Raw genomic sequence first — 25,115 nt, 5'->3', positions numbered from 1 at the left:
GTGGTTGTGCTTACTCTTCACAACACTTCTTGTGGTTGCGCTGACGGTTACCCTGACAGCCCTGCTGTTGCCCGGAGGCAGACTTGCAGCAACCCTCTTTGCCAAGGCGACCACGGGGAGCGCATTGATGGCTCCCCTTACCGCGATGGCCTGTCCCCTCGGCGCAGCGGGATGCGCTGCCCTGTTCAGCGGATGTCAGCTCGGTCAGATTGCCCGACTCATTACTCAGCATGTCGGCTATAGCGAGACGCCCCTGATTGGCCTGATAGACGACAAGCCCGCTACCCAGCAACTTGCCAAGCATCTTGCTGCCAATATTTTTCAGCACGATACGACATGCACCCTGAGCCAGGAACAGCTCCGCCAGCGTGCCCTTGCACTCGTTGGCAGCCACCGGATTGGCGATCTCTGCCAGGGAGCTCCCCTGTTCATCTACGAATACAAAGCGCTCTGCCTTGGCAAAATGTCCTGCGATATGGTCGTCATTCATCGGAATGGCTGTGATGATGGTCATTTGACCTCCTGCTATCACTGTTGATATTCAGGCCCTGCCCCTTGCCACTCTGCGCTCGTCCCCTTGTTCAGGTGCTTCCCGCAGGCTTGCCGGTTGGCATGGCCATGTTCCCAGCCTCTTGCAGCAACCAGATGAAGAGCCGTACGCATCAACTTTTACTGGTTTAGTCACGCATCATTCAGCTCGATAAGAGTCTGATCATGACGCCGCCGTAATTGGCATATGCCATATATACTCCTAGTTTATGGCATATGCAATAAACTGTTTTTTCTAATGAAGACGTTCCGGAACTCATGCCCTCCTGCTCGGGCATCATTCAACGCCGCGCCAACCCGCTATCACACGGGGTAAAAGACAGGAGAGAAATGGTGGTTTTGTATGAGAAGGGTCACATCTGACGGCGCGGTTAAACCACATATAAATCATGCACATATATCAAATAGCGAAGCGTATTCGGACATGTGTGTAATCAACCCGGCAGGGTGCAATAAGCGCAGCGCATTGCACCTCCAAATTCCGGCACCACTTTTTCTGTTACCAAACAAGCGGTGCAATTCACTTCGTTCATTGCACCCTACGACATTGTGATAGGCACGACAGGGGCAGGAAAAAGAAAAGGCGGCCCGCAGGCCGCCCGGTATTACTGACCTAACAGCTGGTAGATCCCATGATTGGCAAACTTGGGATCGTTGGGCACCACCCCTTCCGCTCGTTTCAGAGTCGGGCCTGCCAGCTGCTCGACCTCGGGGTTTGGCGAGGAGTAGAAGTAGACCTTGGTCTTGGCGGGCAACGGCTTCAGATGCCAGTTGTTATCGGCTTTGACCTCAAAACCGGCCGGGTTGGCCCTGGTCAACTCTTTCACATAGGCAGAGAGCACTTCACGTGTTTCCATCGGATCTTCGTGTACCAGCGCCTTGCCGTTGATACCCGGGAAGCTGCCACCACCGCTGGCGCGGTAGTTATTGGTGACCACATAGAAGTTCTGCTGCGGATCGATCGGTTGACCCTTGTAGGTGAGTTGGCTAATCCGCTCACCGTCGCTGACCTTCTTGCCATCCTGGTTATAGCGAGCGGGCTGGGTGACATCCACCTCGTAGCGCACCCCTTTGATCGCATCGAGGTTGTAGGGACGGAAATCATCAACCACCAACCACTGCGCCTGATCGGAGTTCGGGTCGATCTGACGATATTGGACGGCACTCTTCTCCAGCCACTCTTTCACGGCGGCACCATCGACTTTCACTACCTGCACGGTATTGGGGAAGACATAAAGATCCGCAACGTTGCGCCCTGAGATGTCACCCGCCGATGTAACAAAGCCCTACCAACAGGCAGGGCCAAGTACAAGATGCGAGCAACATCCGGCTAGCAAGATGGCTCAAATGTGGTGCGTCTGCTGGCCGCAGACAGATAAAAAAAGAGAGACAGCCGCAGCTGTCTCTCTTTTTTTAAATAGCGTGAAGGGGCTTTAGTAGAAGATCCGCTCGCCGCGTTCGCTCATTTTGAGCCACACCGGCTTGGTGCTGGTTTTGTTCCAGATCCGGTGCAGATAACTGTAAAAGCGGGCGCGATCACTGCGAAACAGCATCACGGGGAAAGCCAGAGTCCCCACCAGCAGTACATAGATGCGACGAAGAATAATCTGAGTCAGGGAAAAGGGATGAAACATGATGCAACTCCTACTGGTAAGACCACTGAGTAAAGATTACTCCTCCCCATGTAGGATTACTACAAAAATGACCTCTTTTTTCATAAAAAAGGGCGCTTTGATGGATTTTATGACAACAATTTACGTCATTAACCAACAATTAACACATTTGCGAAAATCGTGCGCTTTGCCACAGTTATCACTGGCGAAACATGGTGAAGGAACACACAGATGAAACTGACAGAAGTAGCAATGCTGGCGCTGATGGCAGCCCTGAGCTGGACCCAACTGGAGGAGTGGCAACTCAATAGAGACGATGCCATCGTGTTGTCAGAACCGGGCGTACCAACCGTCAGTCTGTGGCAATGCGGTGCGCTGAAACAACAGATTGCGGATCTCAGCCAACACAGCGCCGAGGTGCAGTTTCAATATCGGGGGCAAAACATGGCGGATGTGAACCACTATCTTGAGCGGGAGTGGAAACGGGCAGGATGTGAACAACTGCTGGTGCAGCAAGGGTACTGACCACGAGGAACCGATAAGGGATTTTATTAAAAGGGAGAGGAAGAATATGGAGGCACGTTCCGGAGTCGAACCGGACTAAACGGATTTGCAATCCGCTGCATAACCGCTTTGCTAACGCGCCATGCTGACAAGACTGATTGTCTTGAAAGTGATATCCATCGTTGGTGCGATGGAAAATTGGAGCGGGAAACGAGACTCGAACTCGCGACCCCGACCTTGGCAAGGTCGTGCTCTACCAACTGAGCTATTCCCGCTTTACTGCCGCGTGCCAGTTGCCTGACAACGAGGCGAATTATACGTATCACGAGCGCCAGCACAACCCTTTTTTGTCATTTTGAGCCCCTTGGCCAACTGTTTGCTCAGGGTTTAAACGGTTTGCTGTAAATTTCCTCACCCAGCTGTGACCCACCAAGCGAATTTGGGATAAAGTCATTGAAATGATTAGGCTTTAGTTCGAAACTTGAACGGCTTAATAACCGGATTCTCAATTGAAAATCACAAGATGAAATGGATCTTCAAGCTTCGTGGACTCAGGCCGCAGCTAATGCTGGCTTTTTTCATGTTGGGGATGGTGCCATTCCTGGTCATCACCCTCTTCTTCCTCTACAGCCACGGCAAGGACCTCACCACCCAGACCTCTAACCATCTGGTCTCGGTCCGTAATATCAAGAAAAGTCAGCTCGAGGATTATTTCAACAACCTCAAAGAGCAGATTATCAACTTCTCCCAACAGGACTTTGCCGGTAACAGTATCGGCCGCTTCTACGGTTTCACCGGCGCCTTCGAAAAGCTCGGCACCACACCACAGGAAGCCCGCTCCCGCGCCCAGGCCCGCTATCTGCCTGGCTCCTGGGATCAACTGCAAAAACCGGAACCCCAAGTGGAGATCGAGCCATCCATCAGCGCCGTGATCCTGGCTGATGAAATGTATGGCCGGGTCCATCAGCGCTTTCATCGCGGCTATGCCGATATGGTGCGCAAGTCCAACTACAGCGACATCTTTCTGGTGGATCTCAACGGTGACGTGGTCTATTCGGTCACCAAGCACCCTAACTTTGCCACCAATCTGCTCTCCGGCCCCTATCAGGGCAGCGGCTTGGGCCAGACCTTCGCCAAGATCAAACGCCGCCTCGATGGTGGCCAAAAGCCGCAGCAGATTTTCGAATTCACCGATTTTGGCCGCAATGAACTGACCGGCCAGATAGTGGCCTACATGGCAGCCCCGGTGATGCAGTACGACTATGTAAGGGGCGTGGTGATTTTCGAACTGCTGCCAGACAAGCTCAACCAGATCATGGCGGAGCGGGAAGGACTGGGAGAAACCGGTGAGACCATTTTGATTGGCCCCGACAAACGGATGCGCGCCGATGCCTGGTTGGCACCGGAGTTCAGCGTCGAGAACAGCTTCAGCCCCAATTTCAGACCATTACAAACCCCGCTGATCACCAAAACACTGTCGGGTGAGCAAGGGGTCGGACTGTTCAGATCCTATCAGGATGACGAAGTGCTGGCCGCCTACACCCAGGTCAAGGTGTTCGACACCGAGTGGGCCTTTATCGCCGAAGTGTCGACGCGGGAGGCTTATGGCCCGATCCGCCAACTCGAGACCCTGGTGATTGTGCTGGGAGCTGGCTCCCTGCTGCTGCTGATCCTCTTCTCGCGCTGGCTCTCTCACTCCATTACCGCGCCGCTGCGCTCCCTGACTGCCGCTGCCGAGCAGGTGGCTGACGGCGCGCTGGATCACCCCATCGCCATTGCCCGCACCGGCGATGACATCGACCGGCTGGCGGAAGCATTTCGCCATATGCAGCGTTCGGTCAAAGAGAAGATTGAACTGATCGAGCAGCAGACCCAGGAGTTGCAACAACAGGTCAAGCTGACCCACAAACAGAACCTCAGCCTGCAACAGGCCGACAAGCTCAAAGATGAACTGCTGGCCAACACCTCCCACGAGTTGCGCACCCCCATTCACGGCATCAAGGGAATGGCAGAGTCGATGCTCGCCAGCCAGCAGAGCCTCACGGAAGGGCAGCAAAAGCAGCTTGGCCTCATTATCAAGAGTGCCGACGGCCTGGCCCGTCTGGTGGACGATCTGCTCGACTACCACCAGATGCGTTACGGCCAGCTGGAGATCCACCCTCAGCCAGTCTCCTCCAAGGGGGTCATCCGGCTGGTGCTGGATCTCTGCCAGCATCTGGTACAGGCCAAACCGCTCACGCTGGTGGATATCAGCCCGGCCGAACTGCCGCCGGTACAGGCCGATGAACAGCGGCTCGAACAGGTGCTCTACAACCTGGTGGGCAACGCCATCAAGTACACACCGCAGGGCAAGGTGGTACTCAGTGCCATCGTGGAAAACAACTTCCTGCGCATCAAGGTGACCGACACCGGCATCGGCATCGCCGCGGATTATCTGGAACACATCTTCGAACCGCTGGTACAGATGAGCCCGGAGGTGAGCAAGCAGGGGGCGGGTCTTGGCCTCTCCATCACCCGCCAGCTGGTGCACCTGATGGGAGGTGAGCTGTTCGTCGAGAGCGAGCCGAGCGTCGGCTCCACCTTCGCCTTTACCCTGCCGCTGGCCACCGGCAAAGCCGCCAATCTGACTCTCGATAGCCGCCAGATCGAACATCAATTGGTGCGCCAGCAGCCGCTGATCCTGCCGGACTGGGAGAGCGATGATCTGCCCCCGCCCCCTGCGGATGCACCGCTCATTCTGGTGGTGGATGACGAACCCATTAATTTGCACATCCTGCGTCATCTGCTGCAGCCCTGCGGTTACCGCATCCTGCCCAGCAGCGACGGTCACGATGCGCTGGCCAAGCTGGCCGATGAGCCGGTCGATCTCATTCTGCTCGATGTGATGATGCCGACCCTCTCCGGGTTTGATGTTTGCCGCCGCCTGCGCCAGCAGCACCCGAAAGAGATGCTGCCGGTGCTGCTGCTCACCGCCCTCAACCAACCCAAGGATATCGAGGAGGGCTTTGGCGCCGGTGCCAACGACTATCTGGTCAAACCCTTCTGCAAGGAGGAGCTGTTTGCCCGGGTCAAGGCGCTGCTGGAGGCCAAGGCTGGCCGCGCTTCACTGGTTGAAAACCGGCTGCTGAAACAGGAGATCGAACATCGCCTCACCCTGCAGGATCGGCTGCATCAGGATCAGCAGCGGCTGCTGGCCCTGCTCGGCGAAGGGGCCGACCCCATGATCTTCATCGACGAGCAGGGCACAGTGCTGTTTGCCTCCCGGGTGTTGGCGCGCTTGCTGGGCCAGGAGCCGAAAGCCATGGAAGGGCAACGCCTTGATGAGTGGCTGGCCACCCCGCTGCAGCAGCAGTGGCCCAACCTTGCCAGCGAGCGGGAGCACAATCTGGAGTTTCTGGTGGCCGGGCAGAAAGACCTGCTCCATGCCCGCGCCCTGCCCATCGCACTGGGGGGACAAGCGGCCTTTGCCCTCACCCTGAGCACCGAGCTGCGTCAGGATGAGAACCGGGTGATGGCGCTGGAGAACGCCCTCAAAAACCTCTCGCGCCAGGCCATCATCGAGGATGAGCAGCTGCTGGGCGAGTTGAGCCGCCTTGGCGGCGAGTTCCGCTCGCTGGCCGATGACCTCATTCGCCAGCAGGATGACGAGCCGCTGCGCCGGGCGCTGGTAGAGACCATGCAGCTCACCCTGGATGCCTGGCAGCAGGGCACCGGCAAGGGCAAAATCGTGCTGGCGGAGAAGAGCAAGCTGTGGCGGGTCTATATGGACAGATCCAGCCCGCAGACCCGCACCCTCGATAAATACCTGAGTCTGGATACCCTGCCCAAATCACCCCGCTGGAAGACAGTAGTGGCCACCACCGAGTACGTGCTGGGTCACTGCCCGCTCAATGACCACCAGCGCCAGCAGCTGCAACACAGCGCCCAAACCCTGCGTCAACTCGCCAATCGCAAGGTGTGACCCTGTGCCCGAAACGGGCGCTGGATCACAGTTGGCAAGCCGGTTTCTTTTTGCGCAAAACCAAGCCTCGTAAAGCCCTGCAACAGCGAGCAGATCCAATTCACAAATTTGTCATCTACCGCTTTTTTACAGCCACTTCTTACGCGAAAGCAAATAACATAAAGCCATGATTTTAAACTGATAAAAACAGATTTTGACGGGTTTGACGTAACCTCGTCAATTTTTACGGAAACAACGAAATCAATAGTTGTTGTTTTTCTGTTAAGTCTGGTTTGCTAAGGGCGTTGGAAAACAGAACGACAAAGGTTAGACACCTGACCAACACCGAGGGCCGACCTCATCAGCATGCGACGTCGGTGCTCACACAAAACAAGGCGAATCCCTCAGGAATGCCAAAAAATAAGAAAGGAAAACATATGCTTGCCAAAGTATCCAAAATCTCTACCGCTGTAATGCTGGGAACCATGATGCTTGCCGGCGCTGCCAGCAACGTCATGGCCGCAGACAACAAAACCGTACTGACCATGGTCGCGCAACAAGAGACCGCCTGGGTCAAGAACTTCAACCCCTTCCTGCAAGCGGGCCTGCTGCACACTACCCGCCACTTCATCTATGAGCCATTGGTGATCTTCAACGATATGCAAGGGGGCAAACCCGTCTATCGTCTGGCCACCAACTATGCGTTCAGCGATGACCTGAAATCCGTCACCTTCGATCTCCGTGACGGCGTGAAGTGGTCTGACGGCGAAGCCTTTGATGCCGATGACATCATCTTCTCCTTCAATCTGGTCAAGGCCAACAAGGCGCTGGATGAGCGCTCAATCTGGACCCAGATCAAGAGCATCGAGAAGCTGGCTCCCAACAAGGTCAAGTTCGAGCTGGCCGAGGTCAACACCAACGTGGTGAATGATCTGGTGCTGGTGCCCATAGTGCCGGAGCATCAGTGGAAATCGGTGAAAGACCCGGTTGCCTTCACCAACGACAAACCGGTCGGTACCGGCCCATTCACCGAAGTGGACAACTTCTCCGCCCAGCTCTATACCCAGTGCCGCAACCCGCACTACTGGGATAACGCCAACCTGGCCATCGACTGCCTGCGTATGCCGCAAATGGCCACCAACGACCAGGTGCTGGCTGCAGTCATGAAGGGTGACATCGACTGGTTCGGCTCCTTCGTACCGGACATCGAGCGCCTCTACGTCGGCAACGATCCGAAGAACAACAAATACTGGTTCCCGGCCTCCGGCACCGTAGCGTTCAACGTCAACTTCCAGACCAAGAACCCGGGTAACAACGAAGCCTTCAACGACATCAACTTCCGTCGCGCCTTCTCCATGGCGATGGACCGCCAGTCCATGGTGGATATCGCAGGCTACGGCTACCCCACCGTCAACGAGTACCCGTCAGGTCTGGGCAAGGCGTTCGACTCCTGGAACAACCCGGAAGTGGACAAGAAGTACGGCAAGTACAACAAGTTCGATCTGGAAGCCGCCAAGGCCATGCTGAAAGAGGCCGGTTATAAGGATTGTGACGGCGACAAGTTCCTCGACACCCCGAGCTGCAAAAAGATCGAGTTCAAGGTACTGGTTCCAAACGGCTGGACTGACTGGGTCAACACAGTACAGATCGGCGTAGAAGGGCTGCAGGCACTGGGTCTGAACGCCAAGACCTCCACCCCGGAAGCCACCGTCTGGACCGAGAACCTGATCACTGGTGACTTTGACGTGGCGCTGCAGGGCTACTTTGCCGGTGCCAACCCGCACAAGTACTTCGAGACCGCATTCCACTCCCGCAACATGGGTGACCGTGGCAACCGCTTCGCGGCCCCCCGTTTCAAAGACCCCGCCCTTGACTCATTGATCGACGACTTCACCCAGACCGCCGATGCGGCCAAGCAGAAGGAGATCATGTTCGCCATTCAGGATCGTGTTGGTGCCAACCAGACCATTATTCCGGTCTTCAACAACCCGACCTGGTATGAGTACAGCACCAAGCGCTTCAACGGCTGGTTCAGTGCTGATAACCCGGTAGCCAAACCTCAGCTCCACCCGGACACCCCTGAGCGTCTGCTGCACGTGTTGTCCCTCAAGCCAAACAGCTAAACAATCCGGCCCCCTGCGGGGGGCCATCTTCCCCGTTAATCCCTTCTTGCCCGGCTCTGCCGGGGTTGGGGTAGCTATACCCGACGCGGGGCAGGCTTGCAGTAAAAGGTACTATCATGGGATTCATACTGAGACGTTTTTCCTTCTATCTGGTGGCCTTTCTGGTCGCCGCCACCATCAACTTCCTGTTACCTCGAGCCATGCCTGGCGATCCTGTCTCCGTGATGTTTGCCCGCGCTGGCGCCATGATGGAACCCGCCGGCCTGGAAGCCCTCAAAGCCACTTTCGGTTTTGTTGACGGCCCCATCGGCACCCAATTTCTCACCTATGTGAAGAGTGTCTTCACCTGGGATCTCGGCACCTCGGTGCGTTTCTACCCGCAGCAGGTCTCTGACGTGCTGGGCCGTGCCATTGGCTGGACCCTGTTTCTGGTCGGCACCTCCACCATTCTGAGCTTCTCCATCGGTTCCATCGTCGGCATCTTTGCCGCCTGGTATCGCGGTGGCCGGATGGACAGCATTCTCTCCCCGCTCACCCTGGTGATGCAGGCCATTCCACCGGTGGTGGTCTCGCTGCTCGCCCTGTTCCTGTTCGGGGTCAGCCTGGAGTGGCTGCCCATCGGCTACGCCTACAGCCCGGAGATCCCGGCGGACTTTGGCTGGGAGCACATCAAGAGCATCATGACTCACGCCATCATGCCGGTGCTGACCCTGGCCATCGTGCAGGTGGGGGGCTTCCTCATCACCATGCGCAACAACATGATCAACCTGCTCGGTGAGGATTACATCACCATGGCCAAGGCCAAGGGGCTCTCCAGCAATCGGGTGATCTTCAACTACGGTGCCCGCAACGCCATTCTGCCCAGCGTCACTGCCCTCTCCATGGCGCTCGGGTTCGTCATCGGTGGCTCCCTCATCACCGAGGTAATTTTCAACTACCCGGGGCTGGGACTGACCCTCTATCAGGGCATTCTGGCGCGCGACTACCCGCTTATTCAGGGGCAGCTGCTCATCATGACCATCACCATGCTCACCTTTAACTTCCTGGCCGACGTGCTCTACGTCTTCCTGGATCCCCGTCTGCGTTCAGGAGGCAAATAAGATGCGTATGCCGACTATTCTGAAAATCTTGTTGGGCAACCGCAAAGCCGCCTGCGGCCTCGCCATCGTGGTCGCCTTCGTGTTGATGGCCATCTTTGCCCCGATACTGGCCAGCAACGAGCCGACCAAACGGGTGGCCCGCCCGCACCAGCCACCCAGTGCCGAGTTCGTGATGGGGTCCACCCGCATGGGCCACGATATCTGGGCCCAGTTCACCAACGGCGCCCGGATCTCGCTGCTGGTTGGCTTCAGTGCCGGTATCCTGGTCTGCACCCTGGCGGTGGCGATTGGCATCACTGCCGGTTACTTCGGCGGCATGATCGATGAGTGCCTCACCTTTTTGATGAACGTGGTGCTGGTGATCCCCAACCTCCCCTTGCTACTGGTGCTGGCGAGCTTTATCGGGGAGGCGTCACCGACGGTGATTGCCGTGATAATAGGGTTGACCTCGTGGGCCTATGGCGCGCGGGTGATCCGCGCCCAGACCCTGGCCCTGCGGGAGAAAGAGTTCGTCATCGCCGCCGAAGTGCTGGGCGAGCCGGCCTGGCGCATCATTCTGGTGGAGATCCTGCCCAACCTCATCTCCATCATCGGGGTGAGCTTCATCGGCTCCATCATCTACGCCATCGTCACCGAAGCGACCCTGGAGTTCCTGGGGCTCGGCGATCCGACCGTAGTCAGCTGGGGCATCATGCTCTACAACGCCCAGACCTCCAGTGCCATCCTGATCGGCGCCTGGTGGGAGATCCTGGCCCCCTGTTTCGCCATCGCCACTCTGGGCGCGGGCCTGGCCCTGCTCAACTTTGCCATCGACGAGATCGCCAACCCGCAGCTGCGCTCCCACAAAGGGCTCAACCGCTGGAAGAAACTGGCCACACCGGTCGCAACACCGCTCTCTGCAGCACAGGAGAAGACAGCATGAACAAGCATCCCCTGCTGTCAGTACGCAATCTTTGCGTCGACTACATCACCGAAAATGGCGACGTGCGCGCCGTCAACTCGGTGAGCTTCGATATCAGACAGGGCGAGATCTTCGGTCTCGCCGGTGAGTCGGGCTGCGGCAAATCCACCGTCGCCTTCTCGGTGGCCCGGCTGCACAAGCCGCCCGCTTACATCAGCGGCGGCGAGATCCTGTTCAAGGGGGAGAACATCCTCCACTACAACGAGGAGCGGCTGCGCTCCTACCGCTGGCAACAGGTGTCGGTGGTGTTCCAGTCCGCCATGAACGCCCTGAACCCGGTGCTGCGGATGGAGGAGCAGTTCTGCGACGTGCTGTTGGCCCACAACCCCGGCATGACCCGCTACGAAGCGATCAAACGTGCCCAAGAGCTGCTCACCATCGTCGACATCCACCCGAGTCGGCTCAAGGATTACCCCCACCAGTTCTCCGGCGGCATGCGCCAGCGGCTGGTGATCGCCATCGCCATGGCGCTCAACCCCGAGCTGCTGATCATGGACGAGCCGACCACGGCGCTGGATGTGGTGGTGCAGCGGGAGATCCTGCAGAAGGTTTACGCCCTGAAAGAGAAGTTCAACTTCTCCATTCTGTTCATCACCCACGATCTGTCGCTGATGGTGGAGTTCTGCGATCGCATCGGCATCATGTATGCGGGTGAACTGATTGAGGTTGCCCCCTCCAAGGCGATCCTGACCGCGCCGCTACACCCCTATACCAAGGGGCTCGGCAACTCCTTCCCGCCCCTGCACGGCCCGAAAACCGTGTTGGAGGGGATCCCCGGCACCCCGCTCAACCTGCTGGAGGTGCCAGTCGGCTGCCGCTTTCAGGCCCGCTGCAACAAGGTGCACGATCGCTGCCGTCAGGAGTACACCCAATTGGCCGAGATCCGCCCCGGCCAACAGACCGCCTGCCACCTCTATGAAGAGCAGGGGCTGCAACAAGATTCCGTGATCTATCTGGACAAGGCCGCTGGCTGTTAAGGATGTCTGTCATGCAAATCGCCAAAACCGATGCACCCATCATCGAAGTCCAGCACCTCTACAAGGACTTCCCCATCAACTCCAATGCCATCAAGAGTGGCAAGATGCGGGCGCTGTCCGACATCACCTTCAACCTGCACCGGGGCCGCGCCCTGGCGGTGGTCGGGGAGTCGGGCTCCGGCAAGAGCACCATCGCCAAGATCATCGCCAAAATGTACAAGCTCAGTGCCGGGCGCATTCTCTATCGTGGCCACGATCTGGAGGAGTTCAACAAGGGCACTGCCCTGCTGGACTATCGCCAGAGCGTGCAGATGGTGTGGCAAGATCCGTTCGGTTCGCTCAACCCGACCCACACCATCTATCACCACATCGCCCGTCCCCTGCTGCTGCACAGCAAGGTGATCGATAAAAAAGATCTGCCGGAGATGGTTTACACCCTGCTGGAGAAGGTGGGGCTCACCCCCGCCAAGGCGACTGCGGCCAAGTACCCGCACCAGCTCTCCGGCGGCCAGCGCCAGCGGGTCAACATCGCCCGCAATCTGGCGGTGGAGGCGGAAGTGGTGCTGGCGGACGAGCCCACCTCCATGCTCGACGTCTCCATTCGCATCGGCATCCTCAACCTGATGGAGCAGATGAAGAACGAACTGGGGGTCTCCATGCTCTACATCACCCACGACATCGCCACCGCCCGCTATGTGGCGGAAGATCTGGCGGTGATGTATGTGGGACACATGGTGGAGTGGGGCGAGGTGGACGAGATCCTGCACCATCCGCAGCACCCCTACACCCAACTGCTTATCTCGGCGGTGCCCGACCCGGAGAAGAGTATCCATGCCGAGCTGGAGGGTGGCCGCAGGGGGGAGATCCCGCTCTGGACGCCGGAATCCTGCGGCTGCCCGTTTGCCGGGCGCTGCAATCAGGCGATGCCCCGCTGCAAGGAGACGCTGCCTGCTATCACCAAGCTTGCCGACAACCACTTCGTGCGCTGCTACCTCTACGAGTGAGGGTGAGCCTTATACCGGCCGGACAGCCCTGTCCGGCCATGCCTCGATACGGGGAAACCACAGCCCCGTGATGTGCCTCACCGTTCGTCGGTGAACCACAGGAGTAATACCTTGATGGAACTCTTGATCAATCAAGTGGGCTACGAGTGCGACGGGCACAAGGTAGCCCTGCTGCAAACCTCCCCCGCCCATGATCTCGGCGGCTATGTCAGGCTGCAACGCCTTGATGATGGCCAGATCCTGTTTGAAACCCCGCTGCAAGCGGCCGGCAGCGTCCCCGGCTGGCAGGGCCGCGCTTACTGGCGGGCCGACTTCTCCGCATTCCAGGAGCCCGGCCACTACCGGCTGGAGGCGATCACTGCCCAAGGCATTGTCCGCTCCACCCGCTTTGCCATCGGCCAGGATCTGCTGGCCAGTCGCTGCCTCTCCGATGTCATCCACTACTTCAAGGGCCAGCGCGCCAGCGGCACTTTCGATCGGGCCGACCGCAGCGCCCGCCTGTTTGGCACCGATCAGCACAAAGATGTGCACGGCGGCTGGTTCGATGCCAGCGGCGACATGAGCAAGTACCTGAGCCACCTCTCCTACGCCAACTACCTCAACCCCCAGCAGACCCCCATGGTGGTGTGGGCCCTGCTCAAGTGCCGGGAACTGCTGGCCCCGCGCCGCGATATCGACGGGGTGAACCTCTGCAAGCGGCTCAATGACGAGGCGCTGCACGGCGCCGATTTCCTCTGCCGGATGCAGGATGAGTCGGGCTTCTTCTACATGACCCTGTTCGACAAGTGGAGCAAGGACCCGGAGCAGCGCGAGCTGTGCGCCTACGCCACCCAGCAGGGGATCAAGTCCGCCAACTGGCAGGCCGGTTTCCGGCAAGGGGGCGGCATGGCCATCGCCGCGCTGGCCCGCGCCGCCCGCGAGAGCGTCAGCGGCGACTTCGATGCCAGCCGCTATGCCGAGGCGGCCAGACGCGGCTACCAGCACCTGTGCGAGCACAACCTCACCTATCTCGATGACGGGGTCGAGAACATCATCGACGACTACTGCGCCCTGCTGGCGGCGGTGGAGCTGACCCGCACCTTCGGCGCCGAGTGGCTGGCCGAGGCGAGAGCCCGCGCCAGTAAGCTCTGTGCCCGCCAGCGCATCCATCCGGAGCTGGGTCACTACTGGTCGGCCAACGAGGATGGCTCGCGCCCCTACTATCATGCTGCCGAAGCGGGCCTGCCGGTGCTGGCGCTGCTGGAATATCTAGGCGTAGAGCCGGATCAGGGGCACAAGGCTCGGGTGCAAACGGTGGTGGAACAGGCGCTGGCTGCCGAGCTGGCGCTCTGCGCCCGGGCGGGCAACCCCTTCTCTCTCGCCCGCCAATATGTGAAAGGGGTGGATGAAGCGCCCCGCGTCAGCTTCTTTATCCCCCACCACAACGAATCCGGTTACTGGTGGCAGGGGGAGAACGCCCGCCTCGCGTCGCTGGCGACCATGGCCTTTGCCGCCGCCCGCCACTTCCCCCGCCAGAGCCAGCCGCTGATGGTTTACGGCCAGCGCCAGCTCGACTGGATCCTCGGGCAGAACCCGTTCAACGCCTGCATGCTGGCGGGCCACGGCATCAACAACCCCGCTTATACCGCCGGTTATCCCAATGCGCAGGGGGGGATCTGCAACGGCATCACTGCCGGGTTCGATGACGAAAACGACGTGGCCTTTATCCCGGAGGCTTACAAGGATCGGCTGGATCAAAACTGGCGCTGGGGTGAGCAGTGGATCCCTCACGCCGCCTGGTTTGCCCTGGCCATCAGCTGGCAGAGTGCCCTGGGTGATCGAAATGACCAGGGAGGTCGCCATGATTGAGTACTGGGTCGGGGTCGATGGCGGGGGCACCCACACCCGCGCCCGCATTCGGGATCGAGCGGGCAAGCTGCTCGGTGAAGGGCGCGCGGCAGGCTCCAATCTGGAGCTGGGTATTGCCCATGCCCACGCCAATGTACTGGCCGCCATCGCCAGCGCCCGGATCACTGCCGGGCTAGGAATAGAGTGCGAACAGCAGATGGGGGTCGGGCTGGCACTCGCCTCCGCCGAGCTGGCCGACTGCTACCACGCCATGCTCGCCATGCCCTTCCCCTTTGCCAGCGTCCAGCTCACCTCCGATGCCTTCGGCGCCTGCCTCGGCGCTTTTGGCGGCCGGGAGGGGGCCATTCTGATCGCCGGTACCGGCTCGGTAGGACTGGTTTATCAGGAGGGGCAGATTCGCACCTGCTCCGGCCGCGGCTTCCCCATTTCAGACATAGGCAGCGGCGCCTGGCTGGGGCTGCGCGCCATCCAGCAATCCCTGCTCTGCCACGACGGTATTCTGCCCCCCAGCACCCTGGCGGTGCGACTGCTTGATCGCTTCAAGCGGGATCAGGCGGAGGTGGTGCGCTGGGCCGCCCGCGCCATTCCGGCGGACTATGGCCACTTTGCCCCCTGGGTGTTCGATGCCGCCAGTGATGGTGACGAGCTCGCCAACCAGCTGCTGGACGAAACCTGCGAACAACTGCGGATCCTGCTGGAGGGGATGACCCAGCTCGGTGCCAGACAAATAGCCCTGCTGGGGGGAATTGGCACTCGCCTCGCCCCCCGTCTCGGCCAGCTTAACCTGATCCCCCCCCAGGCAGATGCGCTCGATGGTGCCATCCTGTTTGCCCAATCGAAGGATTTTCCATGTCTACACCCCTGATCCACACCCAGGTCGCCCGACGTGACGGCGACGATGTCTGGTTCACCTTCGCCTTGTCCAGCTTGCCGGGCACCCGGTGGAAGCTGCACTTCTGTCTGGCTCGCCATATCGACCCCGACTCTTTGCAAGGGGGCGAGCTGGAGCGCCAGAGCGGCAGCTACAAGGTGATTGTCCCGAACGCTGGCAGCAGTGAGCTGCGCTTTTGCTGCCGTCAGACCCCCATCAAGAAGCTCTCCGACATGCCGCAGGGGTTCTTTCTCAGCTTGCCAGAGGCGACTACCGGGGCCCAGCTACTGCCGGTGACGCTGGCGGCGCAAGATCTCGCGCTGGAGAATCCGCTCAGCCACAAACCGGACCTGCCCGAGGTCGACCCCGAGTGCGACGAACCTCTCTACGGCATAGTGCCGCAACCGGCCCATCTGGTGCGGCTGGAGGGGAACTTCCGGCTGGCCGAGCGGGCCCATGTCAGCGCCCCCCGCGATGTGCCGCGACTGCTGGCTCACTTCAACGAGCTGACATCACTGGCGCTGGAGCAGGATCACGACGCTGAAATCCGCCTGACCGAGGCCAAACTGGCCCCCGAAGCCTACCAGCTCACCATCACGCCGCAGGAGGTGGTGATTGCCGCCGCCGACGAAGCGGGTTGGCGCCACGGGCTGGTGACTCTGGCCCAGTGGTATCTGCAACATGGCGAGAGCCTGCCCTGCGTCACCCTGGAGGATGCCCCGCGCTTCGGCTTTCGCGGCATTTTTCTCGACTGCGCCCGCCACTTCCACACCCCGGCAACCATCAAGCGCCTGCTCAAGCTGATGAGCCTCTACAAGTTCAACCGCTTCCACTGGCACCTGACCGATGACGAGGGGTGGCGGATCGAGATCAAGGCCTTCCCGACGCTGACCGACGTGGGCGCCTGGCGCGGCCACGATCTGGCGATTGCCCCCCAGCTGAGCGGCGGCGCCGAGCCTTATGGCGGCTACTACACCCAGAGCGAGGTGAAGGAGCTGGTGAGCTATGCCGGTGCGCTCGGCATCACCGTCATTCCCGAGATCGACATTCCGGGCCACTGCCACGCCGCCATCAAGGCGCTGCCCGAGCTGCTGGTGGAAGCGGCGGATCACTCCCGCTACCTCTCGGTCCAGCATTTCGATGACAACGTGCTCAACCCCGCCCTGCCCGGCACCTACCACTTTCTGGAGGCGGTGCTGGACGAGGTGTGCGAGCTCTTCCCCGGCCCGCAGATCCACATGGGGGGTGACGAGGTGCCGACCGGGGTCTGGACCGACAGCCCCGCCTGCCAGCAACTGATGGCCGAGCAGGGCTACTCCGACTGCCGCGAGCTGCAGGGCCATCTGCTGCGCCACTGCCAGCGCTATCTGGCCGACAAGGGCAAGCGGATGATCGGCTGGGAGGAGATACTGCACGGGGACAAGGTGAGCCGCAACGCCGCCGTCTGTGCCTGGACCAGCTTCCAGGCCGGGCTCGACGCCGCAGCGGCCGGTTATCCGGTGGTGATGGCGCCCGCCCAGTCCCTCTATCTGGATCTGGCCTGGAGCCAGGACATTCATGAACCCGGCCTCTACTGGGCGGGCACCCTTAATCTGGAGCAGGTCTATGCGTGCGATCCTGCGCCAGCCGATTTCCATGCCAACGATAACATCCTCGGGGTGCTGAGCCCCTTGTGGTCAGAATTGATCACCTCTCGTGATCGTCTCGACTACATGTTGTTCCCGCGCATGCTGGCCACGGCCGAGGTGGCCTGGAGCGATCCTGCCCACAAGGGCTGGGATCACTTCGCCGCCCGCCTGCCGGGCCAGCTGCAGATCCTCGATCAGTTGCAAGTGCGCTACCGGATGCCACAGAGGTAATGTTGTCTCTATTTTGGCGGCCAATCGGCCGCCTTTTTTTACCATTTGCCAACAAAAAATCTACTTACGACTACCGTTCTCCTCTCATTGCGGGCAGAATGCAGCTCCCTATGAGGCTTGTCTGATGCGTCATCATGGATAGCCAGCAACCGCATCCAGATCTGCCACAATATAAAAACAAAACTATCAACAAGAACATCGGAGGATTTTCCTATGGCTCGCAGAGACGTCCATACCCAGGACAACGAAGTGGAGTTTCCTGCCGACCAACAACTGGTTTCCACCACTGACCTGCGCGGTGTGATCACCTACGCTAACCCCGCCTTCTGCCATATCGCCGGCTACTCGGTTGAGGAACTGGTGGGCCACAACCACAATCTGGTTCGCCATCCCGACATGCCCAAAGCCGCCTTTGCCGACCTCTGGGCCCGCCTCAAGGAGGGTAAGCCCTGGCGTGGCATGGTAAAAAATCGCTGCAAGGATGGCCGTTACTACTGGGTCGATGCTTATGTCACCCCCATCTACGAAGATGGCAAGATTAGCGGTTATCAATCGGTACGCTGCAAGCCGGAGCCCCAGCTCAAACACGTTGCCAGCCAGACCTATCAGGCTCTGCTCAAGGCCGAGCGAGGTGGCTCGCGCGGTCTCCCCTCCCTCAGCCACTTGCGCATACCGTTACTGGGTGTGCTGTTGATCGGCCTGTTCAGCTGGGCCTTTCTCAGCCATGGCGCTGTGGCAACCCTGCTGATGCTGCTGCCCCTGTTGCTCATTGGCGGGGCTTACTGGCGCGAGATCTCTGCGCTGCCCCTCTATCTGCAACAGCTTGGTCGGGAGTATGACAGCCTGACCCGGCTGGTCTATTCCGGGGATGGCCCCGGTGCCATCGCCGATTTTCATATCAAGATGCTGCAAGCGCGGATCCGCACCGTACTGGGCCGGATAAACGATGCGACACATCCCTTGCAGGCTCTGGCGACCAATCTGAAACAGGCATCCCATCAGGCCTGCCTCGACATCAACAAGCAAGATGCCCAGACCCAGCAAATGGCTACTGCCATGACCCAGATGGCCAGCACGGCTCACGAGATTGCCCGCAACATTCAGGACTCCAACGGTCAGGTCAATGAAGCCCGCAGCCGCTGCGAACATACCAACAAGCAGCTGGGCAAGACCGAACAGCGCATCGAACAGCTCGCCAAACAAGCTGAACTGGCATTCAACTCGGCGGTGGAGCTGGCCAGCGAGTCAGAGCGGATCGGTAGCGTGATGAGCGAGATCCAGGGCATCGCCGACCAGACCAATCTGCTGGCCCTCAATGCCGCCATCGAGGCCGCCCGGGCCGGTGAACAGGGCCGCGGCTTCGCGGTGGTGGCTGACGAGGTTCGCACCCTTTCTACTCGTACCCACAAGGCGACCGAGCAGATCCAGGGCAGCATCCAACAGATCCAGCACACCCTGGGACGCTGGCAGGGAATGATGCAGGAGAACCTGCAGCAGACCCGCGAGTGCGCCGAGATGACCCGCCAGGGCGCTAGCAGCCTGCATGCAGTGCTGGAGGAAATTGAACTGGTCACAGAGCACTCCACCCAGATCGCCACTGCCGCTGAGCAGCAGCAGGCGGTCGTGGAGGAGCTCAGCCGCAGCATCCACCAGATCTCCGAATACTCCCACGCCAACAGCCAGAAGATGCAGGAGGTCGACAGCTCCAGTCAGGAGCTGCTGGAGCGGGCCAAGCAACTCAAGGGGCTCAGCCAGACCTTCGGCTGAGCATTGCCAGCCCGATGACAGAAGCGCCACAATGGCGCTTCTGTCATTTTTGACGAGTCATGTTGATGAGAATGGAATCGAGCCCTGTCCCGCTGAACAAAGTTGCCAGAATCGAGGCGATCCTCGCCCTGATCCCGGCTGGCAAGGTGGTCAGCTATGGTCAGGTGGCCGATCTGGCCGGTCTGCCCGGACGGGCAAGACTGGTGGGCAAGGTATTGCGGGAAACCGACAAGGTGCTGCCGTGGCATCGCGTATTGGGCGCAGCGGGCACTATCTCGCTACCAAAAGGGTCGCAAGGCTTTGCCGAGCAGACGGGACGATTGCAGCAAGAGGGGGTGCCGGTGATCGGCGGGCGGGTCAAAATGAAGGAGTGGCAATGGCAGCCCGACTTGGCCGAGCTGCTTTTTCTACTGCCGTTTTGAGGGGGTCACTGCCGGATCACTCCAGCGGCGCCAGGATCTCGTCGCTGCGCACCTGCACCGGTATGGTCTCGTCCTCGCGCTGCAGCAGCACCAGCAGGCTCTGCCGGTCCACCTCCAGTACATAGGCCGCCCCTTCCCGGGTCATGCAGCTCATGCCTGGCCGGATCTCGTTAATCTCCATCTCAACCTCCTTGTTACAACGCTACACTCCTTGCAGCTGTCTCAGTATACGCACATCAATAAACAAAGAGGCCCCTGGTCGGGGCCTCTTTTCATCACGCTTTCTTCGGCTTGGGCAAGCTCTGTTGCCAGGTGCCGTTGTCGTAGTGCGCGGTCCAGCCAGTCGCCTTGCCGTTAACCTCGCTCATCACGTACTGCTCCTTGGTCTTGCGACTGAAGCGCACGATGGCGGGATTGCCGTCCGGATCGGTGAGCGGCGCACCGGCCAGATACTTGTGCTTGGCGGAGATACGATCCTTGAAGCGTTGCAGCTCTTCCACCAGCGGCGCGCGGGTCTCGCGCGACTTGGGGAAGTTGCTGGCAGCCAGGAACAGACCGGCGGCACCGTCACGCAGCACGAAGTAAGCGTCAGACTGGGTGCACTTGAGCTCTGGCAGCGGTACCGGATCTTCCTTCGGCGGCGCGATATCACCGTTTTTCAGGATCTTGCGGGTGTTCTTGCAGGTTTCGTTGGTGCAACCCATGTACTTGCCGAAACGGCCGTTCTTGAGCTGCATCTCGCTACCGCAACGGTCGCAGTCGATGCTCGGCCCTTCGTAGCCCTTGAGCTTGAACTGGCCTTTTTCGATTTCGTAGCCATCGCAGTCAGGGTTGCGACCACAGACGTGCAGCTTGCGGCTGTCATCGATGATGTAGGCATCCATCGCGGTACCGCAGACTTCGCAGCGATGCTTGGCGCGCAGTGCTTCGGTTTCGGCCTCATCCCCGTCGGTGGTGGAGACAAACTCGTCCGCAGAGACCAGGTTGATGGTCTTCTTGCAACGCTCTTTCGGCGGCAGGGCATAACCGGAGCAGCCGAGGAACACGCCGGTAGTGGCGGTACGGATCCCCATCTTGCGGCTGCAATCCGGGCAATCTATATCGGTCATCACCATCTGGTTGGCACGCATGCCACCCTCTTCTGATGACTTGTCCGCTTTTTCCAGCTCTTGAGTAAACTCGGCGTAGAAGCTGTCCAGCACCTGCTTCCACTCAAGGCTCCCTTCGGCAACGCCATCGAGCTTGTCTTCCATCTTGGCGGTGAACTCGTAGTTCATCAGCTCGACGAAGTTTTCCACCAGACGATCGGTGACAATCTCACCCATCTTCTCGGCGAAGAAACGGCGACTCTCGACCCGCACATAACCACGATCGACGATGGTAGAGATGATGGAGGCGTAAGTGGAAGGACGGCCGATGCCGCGTTTTTCCAGCTCGCGTACCAGCGCCGCTTCGGTAAAGCGCGCCGGCGGCTTGGTGAAGTGCTGACGCGGATCCAGCTTGACCAGTTTCAACACCTCGCCCACGGTCACCGCAGGCAGCTGGCTGTCGTCGCCTTTGCGACCCATCGGCGGCAGCGCCTTGGTCCAACCAGCGAAGCGCAAGATACGGCCACGGGCCTTGAGCTCGAACTCACCGGCCTTGACGGTCAGGGTGGAGGAGTCGTACTGAGCCGGGGTCATCTGACAGGCGACAAACTGACGCCAGATGAGATCGTACAGACGCATGGCATCCGGTTCCATCCCTTCGAGCATCTCGGCCGTGACCAGCACGCTGGAGGGACGGATCGCCTCGTGCGCTTCCTGGGCTCCCGCCTTGGCACCATAGAGCAGCGGTTCAGCGGGCAGATAGGCTGCGCCATACTGCTCGCCGATATATTCACGCAGCGCTTCGACCGCCTCTTTGCTGAGGTTGGTGGAGTCAGTACGCATGTAGGTGATGTAACCCGCCTCATAGAGACGCTGGGCCATCATCATGGTCTTCTTCACCCCGAAGCTCAGGCGGGTAGAGGCAGCCTGCTGCAAGGTGGAGGTAATGAACGGCGCGGAAGGCTTGGAGCCGGTCGGCTTGTCTTCCCGGTTCACTACCTTGTAATCGACCCCTTCCAGGGCTGCGACCGCGGCGAAGGTTTCGGCCTGGGTCACCGGCTTGAAGTCGGCACCATTGCGGCTAACCACATCCATGCGCAGGGCAGACTGCTCACCGGTCAGCAGGTCGGCATTGAGATCCCAAAACTCGACCGGCACGAACGCCTTGATTTCACGCTCTTTATCGACGATGAGGCGCACCGCTACGGACTGCACCCGACCAGCAGACAGACCGCGGGCCAGCTTCTTCCACAACAGCGGGGAGACCATGTAACCCACCACCCGGTCGAGGAAACGACGGGCCTGCTGGGCATTGACACGGTGGATGTTCAGCTCGGATGGCTGAGCAAACGCCTCCTGGATGGCGCTCTTGGTGATCTCGTTGAACACCACCCGCTTGTAGCGGCTGTCGTCACCCCCGATGATCTCGCGCAGGTGCCAGGCGATCGCCTCTCCTTCTCTATCCAAGTCGGTTGCGAGATAGATGATGTCAGCTTTTTCAGCCAACGCTTGCAACTCGCTGACCACCTTCTCCTTGCCGGGCAAAATCTGGTAGTTAGCCTGCCAGCCAGCGGTCGGATTGATACCCATCCGGGCGAACAGAGCCTTGCGATCCTTGGCAGCCTTCTCGGTTTCGCTCAACTTGATGCCGCGAATGACAGGTTTCTTGGGCTCGGTGCTGGCGCTGCCACTGGTGGGCAGATCGCGAACATGACCGACGCTGGATTTCACCACGTAGTCCTTGCCCAGATATTTGTTGATCGTCTTGGCCTTGGCCGGAGACTCCACTATGACCAGTGATTTGCCCATGCTGTAACTATTATCCTCATTGCACCCGACGGGGTTGGTGTGCGGTTTTGTGGGGCTGTATAAGAGATTTGGCGCGAAAAAGCAATCTTGTGAGCAAATTTGCCTGACCAGCCCGAACCGCATTACATCTTTTATCGCTTCTTTATTTATTAATGCGAAGGCAGCGGGCCAGACGCAACCGCTTTTTCATTTTTCTGCCATACCGCCCCTCTTTTTATATCTGAAACGACATAAAAACGGCTGCTAGTTACCGGCTTGTTACAAAAAAATAAAATCTCCTTATAATGGCCCAACCCCGACGCAGCACGCGCGGAAGGAACCGCAACCTCTCATAAAAATCGAAAAGGATGTACTCAATGAAGCACTTCGAGGTCAATTTCGACGGTCTGGTCGGCCCGACCCATAACTACGCCGGTCTCTCTTACGGCAACGTTGCCTCCCAGAGCAATGCCCAGGAAGCCTCCAATCCGAAAGAGGCCGCCAAACAGGGGCTACGCAAGATGAAGGCGCTGACCGACCTTGGCATGACCCAGGGAGTTCTGGCGCCGCAGGAGCGCCCCGATCTCGCCACCCTGCGCCGCCTTGGCTTCACCGGCAACGATGCCCGGGTGCTGGAGCAAGCCGCCAAACAGGCACCCGCCGTGCTGGCCGCCTGTTACTCCGCCTCCAGCATGTGGACCGCCAACGCCGCCACTGTCTCGCCCAGTGCCGATACCCGGGATGGCCGCATTCACTTCACCCCCGCCAACCTGACCAACAAGTTTCACCGCTCCCTGGAGCCAGATGTCACCGGCCGCATCCTGCGCGCGGTGTTCAACAACGATCACCACTTCAGCCATCACCTCCATCTGCCAGAAAATGATCACTTCGGCGACGAGGGGGCTGCCAACCACACCCGGCTCTGCCGCGCCTATGGCGAAGCAGGGGTAGAGCTGTTCGTCTATGGCCGCAGTGCCTTCGACCACTCCCGCCCGGCGCCGAAGCGCTACCCGGCCCGCCAGACCCTGGAAGCGAGCCAGGCCATCGCCCGCCTGCACGGCCTTGGCGAGGAGAGCGTGGTGTTTATCCAGCAAAACCCGGAGGTGATCGATCAGGGGGTGTTTCACAACGACGTGATCGCGGTGGGCAACCAGAACGTGCTGTTCTTCCACCAACAAGCCTTCCTCAACACCGGGGCGGTGCTGGCCGAGATCAGCGGCAAGTTTGGCGAAGGGGATCTGCACTTTATCGAAGTGCCGACCGCCGAGGTATCGGTGCTGGATGCGGTGAAATCCTACCTGTTCAATACCCAGATCCTCACCCTGGCCAATGGCGAGATGGCGATCATTGCCCCCACCGAGTGTCGCGACAATCCGGCTGTCTCAGCCTATCTCGACAAGCTGCTGACCTTGGGCACGCCGATCAAGGCAGTGCACTACATGGATGTAAAACAGAGCATGCGCAATGGTGGCGGCCCCGCCTGCCTGCGACTGCGGGTTGCCATGAACGATCAGGAACTCGCCGCGGTCAATCAGGCCTGCCTTATCAACGACCGCCAGTTCGCCCGCCTCGACGGCTGGGTCGATCGCCACTATCGCGACCGCCTGAGCCTCGATGACCTGCGCGACCCGGCGCTGGTGCAGGAGTCCCACAGTGCACTGGACGAGCTGACACAGATCCTCAAACTCGGATCTATCTACCCGTTCCAGCGCTAAATGTGATAGCCGAGAAGACCGCCGACACTGGCGGTCTTCTGCTGTTGGCCTCCTCTCCCCCACGCTCGCCAAGCTGTACTGTGCTGGTTTGCGCAGAAAATCAGCTTACAACTAGCTGATAAGTTTGAATTTTGAGCTTGCTGTATCAAAAAACAACGAACAGTCATTTTTTACTGCCATATCAGCCTGTCAGGGGTTCACAAACGCTGGGGATCTGCTAGTATGCGCCTCGCACTTGGGGAGGGGTTCCCGAGCGGCCAAAGGGATCAGACTGTAAATCTGACGGCTCTGCCTTCGAAGGTTCGAATCCTTCTCCCTCCACCATTCAAGTGCAAAAGTAGTGACAATCAGGAAATACCCCGTGGAGGGGTTCCCGAGCGGCCAAAGGGATCAGACTGTAAATCTGACGGCTCTGCCTTCGAAGGTTCGAATCCTTCTCCCTCCACCATTTTCCAGATTGATATGGCCGAATAATATATGCTTTACCCCTGTGGAGGGGTTCCCGAGCGGCCAAAGGGATCAGACTGTAAATCTGACGGCTCTGCCTTCGAAGGTTCGAATCCTTCTCCCTCCACCATCATTCAAGAAAACCCGGCCTCGCGCCGGGTTTTCGCTTTCTGCCCTCCTCCCGATTTTTCCCCGAGCATGTCAGATTTGACAGTTGTAACTGCATTCAATATCGCTGATTGTGGCAGCATCAACATCAGAGTATTCACATCATGTTTGAAGTCTGGGACGAGCATGGCCATGCAACCGGTCTGACACTGCAGGCGCTCAAAGTCAGAATAAGCAAGGACTATCAGGGCGAGCTGATGGTGCGCTACAGCAACAAGCTGGGACTCCCCACGACCCTCTTTCTGACCATCCATCAGGGTGTTGCCTATCAACGCTTCAAAGCCGGCTCACCAAAACTGGATTGGGAGTGGCTGGCCACCGCAGGCAATGGCCATAGTCCCCGCAATTTTATGGCTATGTCCCAATTACGT

The 25,115-nt window shown here is 59.3% G+C and carries 19 protein-coding genes and 5 tRNA genes; 17 read left to right on the top strand and 7 right to left on the bottom strand.

Going from position 1 to position 25,115, the window contains the following annotated elements:
* Positions 1-10: 10 nt before the first annotated feature.
* The 3 genes from CF137_RS11335 to CF137_RS11325 all read right to left on the bottom strand — a co-directional run bounded on the left by CF137_RS11335 (position 11) and on the right by CF137_RS11325 (position 2,183).
* Entirely contained in the window at positions 11-514 is a 504-nt protein-coding gene (locus CF137_RS11335; protein ID WP_139719057.1) for a NifB/NifX family molybdenum-iron cluster-binding protein, read from the bottom strand.
* 640 nt (positions 515-1,154) lie between these two features.
* Complete coding sequence (locus tag CF137_RS11330; RefSeq protein ID WP_139719056.1) at positions 1,155-1,811, bottom strand: 5'-nucleotidase C-terminal domain-containing protein; 657 nt, start codon at positions 1,809-1,811, stop codon at positions 1,155-1,157.
* 171 nt (positions 1,812-1,982) lie between these two features.
* On the bottom strand, positions 1,983-2,183 hold the full coding sequence (locus CF137_RS11325; RefSeq protein ID WP_042020622.1) for a YbfA family protein: 201 nt from the start codon (positions 2,181-2,183) through the stop codon (positions 1,983-1,985).
* Between the two features lie 210 nt (positions 2,184-2,393).
* On the opposite strand from CF137_RS11325, the gene CF137_RS11320 reads away from it, so the two are divergent.
* Positions 2,394-2,687 carry a hypothetical protein gene (locus tag CF137_RS11320; protein WP_139719055.1) on the top strand — a complete coding sequence of 98 codons (294 nt, stop codon included), beginning with the start codon at positions 2,394-2,396 and terminating at the stop codon, positions 2,685-2,687.
* A gap of 47 nt (positions 2,688-2,734) precedes the next feature.
* Here the strand turns inward: CF137_RS11320 and CF137_RS11315 are convergent.
* Positions 2,735-2,808 (bottom strand) — tRNA-Cys (locus tag CF137_RS11315).
* 57 nt (positions 2,809-2,865) lie between these two features.
* Positions 2,866-2,941: transfer RNA gene (locus CF137_RS11310), tRNA-Gly, on the bottom strand.
* A gap of 248 nt (positions 2,942-3,189) precedes the next feature.
* On the opposite strand from CF137_RS11310, the gene CF137_RS11305 reads away from it, so the two are divergent.
* The 11 genes from CF137_RS11305 to CF137_RS11255 all read left to right on the top strand — a co-directional run bounded on the left by CF137_RS11305 (position 3,190) and on the right by CF137_RS11255 (position 19,538).
* On the top strand, positions 3,190-6,627 hold the full coding sequence (locus CF137_RS11305; RefSeq protein ID WP_162515919.1) for a hybrid sensor histidine kinase/response regulator: 3,438 nt from the start codon (positions 3,190-3,192) through the stop codon (positions 6,625-6,627).
* 416 nt (positions 6,628-7,043) lie between these two features.
* Positions 7,044-8,729, top strand: a complete 1,686-nt coding sequence (locus CF137_RS11300; protein WP_101325350.1) for an ABC transporter substrate-binding protein — start codon at positions 7,044-7,046, stop codon at positions 8,727-8,729.
* A 116-nt stretch (positions 8,730-8,845) separates the two neighbouring features.
* Entirely contained in the window at positions 8,846-9,829 is a 984-nt protein-coding gene (locus CF137_RS11295; protein ID WP_139719053.1) for an ABC transporter permease, read from the top strand.
* A 1-nt stretch (position 9,830) separates the two neighbouring features.
* Positions 9,831-10,751, top strand: a complete 921-nt coding sequence (locus CF137_RS11290) for an ABC transporter permease (RefSeq protein ID WP_101325352.1) — start codon at positions 9,831-9,833, stop codon at positions 10,749-10,751.
* On the top strand, positions 10,748-11,767 hold the full coding sequence (locus CF137_RS11285) for an ABC transporter ATP-binding protein (protein ID WP_042020612.1): 1,020 nt from the start codon (positions 10,748-10,750) through the stop codon (positions 11,765-11,767). Before CF137_RS11290 ends, CF137_RS11285 begins: the two co-directional genes overlap by 4 nt.
* An 11-nt stretch (positions 11,768-11,778) precedes the next feature.
* Positions 11,779-12,771 carry an ABC transporter ATP-binding protein gene (locus CF137_RS11280; protein WP_101318281.1) on the top strand — a complete coding sequence of 331 codons (993 nt, stop codon included), beginning with the start codon at positions 11,779-11,781 and terminating at the stop codon, positions 12,769-12,771.
* Between the two features lie 114 nt (positions 12,772-12,885).
* Positions 12,886-14,619, top strand: a complete 1,734-nt coding sequence (locus tag CF137_RS11275; protein WP_139719052.1) for a glycoside hydrolase family 9 protein — start codon at positions 12,886-12,888, stop codon at positions 14,617-14,619.
* Entirely contained in the window at positions 14,612-15,484 is an 873-nt protein-coding gene (locus CF137_RS11270) for a glucosamine kinase nucleotide-binding domain-containing protein (RefSeq protein WP_139719051.1), read from the top strand. Before CF137_RS11275 ends, CF137_RS11270 begins: the two co-directional genes overlap by 8 nt.
* A complete protein-coding gene (locus tag CF137_RS11265) occupies positions 15,469-17,349 on the top strand; it encodes a beta-N-acetylhexosaminidase (protein ID WP_139719050.1) in 1,881 nt (626 codons plus the stop codon). Before CF137_RS11270 ends, CF137_RS11265 begins: the two co-directional genes overlap by 16 nt.
* A 213-nt stretch (positions 17,350-17,562) precedes the next feature.
* Positions 17,563-19,116 carry a methyl-accepting chemotaxis protein gene (locus tag CF137_RS11260; protein WP_139719049.1) on the top strand — a complete coding sequence of 518 codons (1,554 nt, stop codon included), beginning with the start codon at positions 17,563-17,565 and terminating at the stop codon, positions 19,114-19,116.
* Positions 19,117-19,181: 65 nt separating this feature from the next.
* Positions 19,182-19,538, top strand: coding sequence for an MGMT family protein (locus tag CF137_RS11255; protein ID WP_139719048.1), 357 nt, complete (start codon positions 19,182-19,184; stop codon positions 19,536-19,538).
* A 16-nt stretch (positions 19,539-19,554) separates the two neighbouring features.
* Here the strand turns inward: CF137_RS11255 and CF137_RS22090 are convergent, their stop codons facing one another.
* Positions 19,555-19,719 (bottom strand): hypothetical protein, encoded by a 165-nt coding sequence (locus tag CF137_RS22090; protein ID WP_162850141.1) that lies wholly within the window; start codon positions 19,717-19,719, stop codon positions 19,555-19,557.
* A gap of 94 nt (positions 19,720-19,813) precedes the next feature.
* On the bottom strand, positions 19,814-22,435 hold the full coding sequence (gene topA, locus CF137_RS11250) for a type I DNA topoisomerase (protein ID WP_101318291.1): 2,622 nt from the start codon (positions 22,433-22,435) through the stop codon (positions 19,814-19,816).
* 356 nt (positions 22,436-22,791) lie between these two features.
* Here topA and astB point away from each other — a divergent pair, with 356 nt between their 5' ends.
* The 5 genes from astB to CF137_RS11225 all read left to right on the top strand — a co-directional run.
* A complete protein-coding gene (gene astB / locus CF137_RS11245; RefSeq protein ID WP_139719047.1) occupies positions 22,792-24,129 on the top strand; it encodes an N-succinylarginine dihydrolase in 1,338 nt (445 codons plus the stop codon).
* A 239-nt stretch (positions 24,130-24,368) separates the two neighbouring features.
* Positions 24,369-24,453 (top strand) — tRNA-Tyr (locus CF137_RS11240).
* 39 nt (positions 24,454-24,492) lie between these two features.
* Positions 24,493-24,577: transfer RNA gene (locus CF137_RS11235), tRNA-Tyr, on the top strand.
* Positions 24,578-24,621: 44 nt separating this feature from the next.
* Positions 24,622-24,706 (top strand) — tRNA-Tyr (locus CF137_RS11230).
* Positions 24,707-24,848: 142 nt separating this feature from the next.
* The coding region (locus CF137_RS11225) for a hypothetical protein (RefSeq protein WP_139719046.1) at positions 24,849-25,115 on the top strand (267 nt) is incomplete at its 3' end.

The sequence above is a fragment of the Aeromonas sobria genome (assembly GCF_006243315.1).
Taxonomy (GTDB): Bacteria; Pseudomonadota; Gammaproteobacteria; order Enterobacterales; family Aeromonadaceae; genus Aeromonas; species Aeromonas sobria_A.
The sequence above is the reverse complement of the archived record's forward strand: the minus strand, read 5'-3'. Positions and strand labels throughout refer to the sequence as shown.

Excerpts from the sequence above, each read along its gene's own strand:
- CF137_RS11270 (WP_139719051.1), top strand. The coding sequence starts at position 14,612 with ATGATTGAGTACTGGGTCGGGGTCGATGGCGGGGGCACCCACACCCGC.
- CF137_RS11290 (WP_101325352.1), top strand. The coding sequence starts at position 9,831 with ATGCGTATGCCGACTATTCTGAAAATCTTGTTGGGCAACCGCAAAGCC.
- CF137_RS11280 (WP_101318281.1), top strand. The coding sequence starts at position 11,779 with ATGCAAATCGCCAAAACCGATGCACCCATCATCGAAGTCCAGCACCTC.
- CF137_RS11295 (WP_139719053.1), top strand. The coding sequence starts at position 8,846 with ATGGGATTCATACTGAGACGTTTTTCCTTCTATCTGGTGGCCTTTCTG.
- CF137_RS11320 (WP_139719055.1), top strand. The coding sequence starts at position 2,394 with ATGAAACTGACAGAAGTAGCAATGCTGGCGCTGATGGCAGCCCTGAGC.
- CF137_RS11305 (WP_162515919.1), top strand. The coding sequence starts at position 3,190 with ATGAAATGGATCTTCAAGCTTCGTGGACTCAGGCCGCAGCTAATGCTG.
- topA (WP_101318291.1), bottom strand. The coding sequence starts at position 22,435 with ATGGGCAAATCACTGGTCATAGTGGAGTCTCCGGCCAAGGCCAAGACG.
- CF137_RS11325 (WP_042020622.1), bottom strand. The coding sequence starts at position 2,183 with ATGTTTCATCCCTTTTCCCTGACTCAGATTATTCTTCGTCGCATCTAT.
- CF137_RS11335 (WP_139719057.1), bottom strand. The coding sequence starts at position 514 with ATGACCATCATCACAGCCATTCCGATGAATGACGACCATATCGCAGGA.
- CF137_RS11285 (WP_042020612.1), top strand. The coding sequence starts at position 10,748 with ATGAACAAGCATCCCCTGCTGTCAGTACGCAATCTTTGCGTCGACTAC.
- CF137_RS22090 (WP_162850141.1), bottom strand. The coding sequence starts at position 19,719 with ATGGAGATTAACGAGATCCGGCCAGGCATGAGCTGCATGACCCGGGAA.
- CF137_RS11300 (WP_101325350.1), top strand. The coding sequence starts at position 7,044 with ATGCTTGCCAAAGTATCCAAAATCTCTACCGCTGTAATGCTGGGAACC.
- CF137_RS11260 (WP_139719049.1), top strand. The coding sequence starts at position 17,563 with ATGGCTCGCAGAGACGTCCATACCCAGGACAACGAAGTGGAGTTTCCT.
- CF137_RS11255 (WP_139719048.1), top strand. The coding sequence starts at position 19,182 with ATGAGAATGGAATCGAGCCCTGTCCCGCTGAACAAAGTTGCCAGAATC.
- CF137_RS11275 (WP_139719052.1), top strand. The coding sequence starts at position 12,886 with ATGGAACTCTTGATCAATCAAGTGGGCTACGAGTGCGACGGGCACAAG.
- CF137_RS11265 (WP_139719050.1), top strand. The coding sequence starts at position 15,469 with ATGTCTACACCCCTGATCCACACCCAGGTCGCCCGACGTGACGGCGAC.
- astB (WP_139719047.1), top strand. The coding sequence starts at position 22,792 with ATGAAGCACTTCGAGGTCAATTTCGACGGTCTGGTCGGCCCGACCCAT.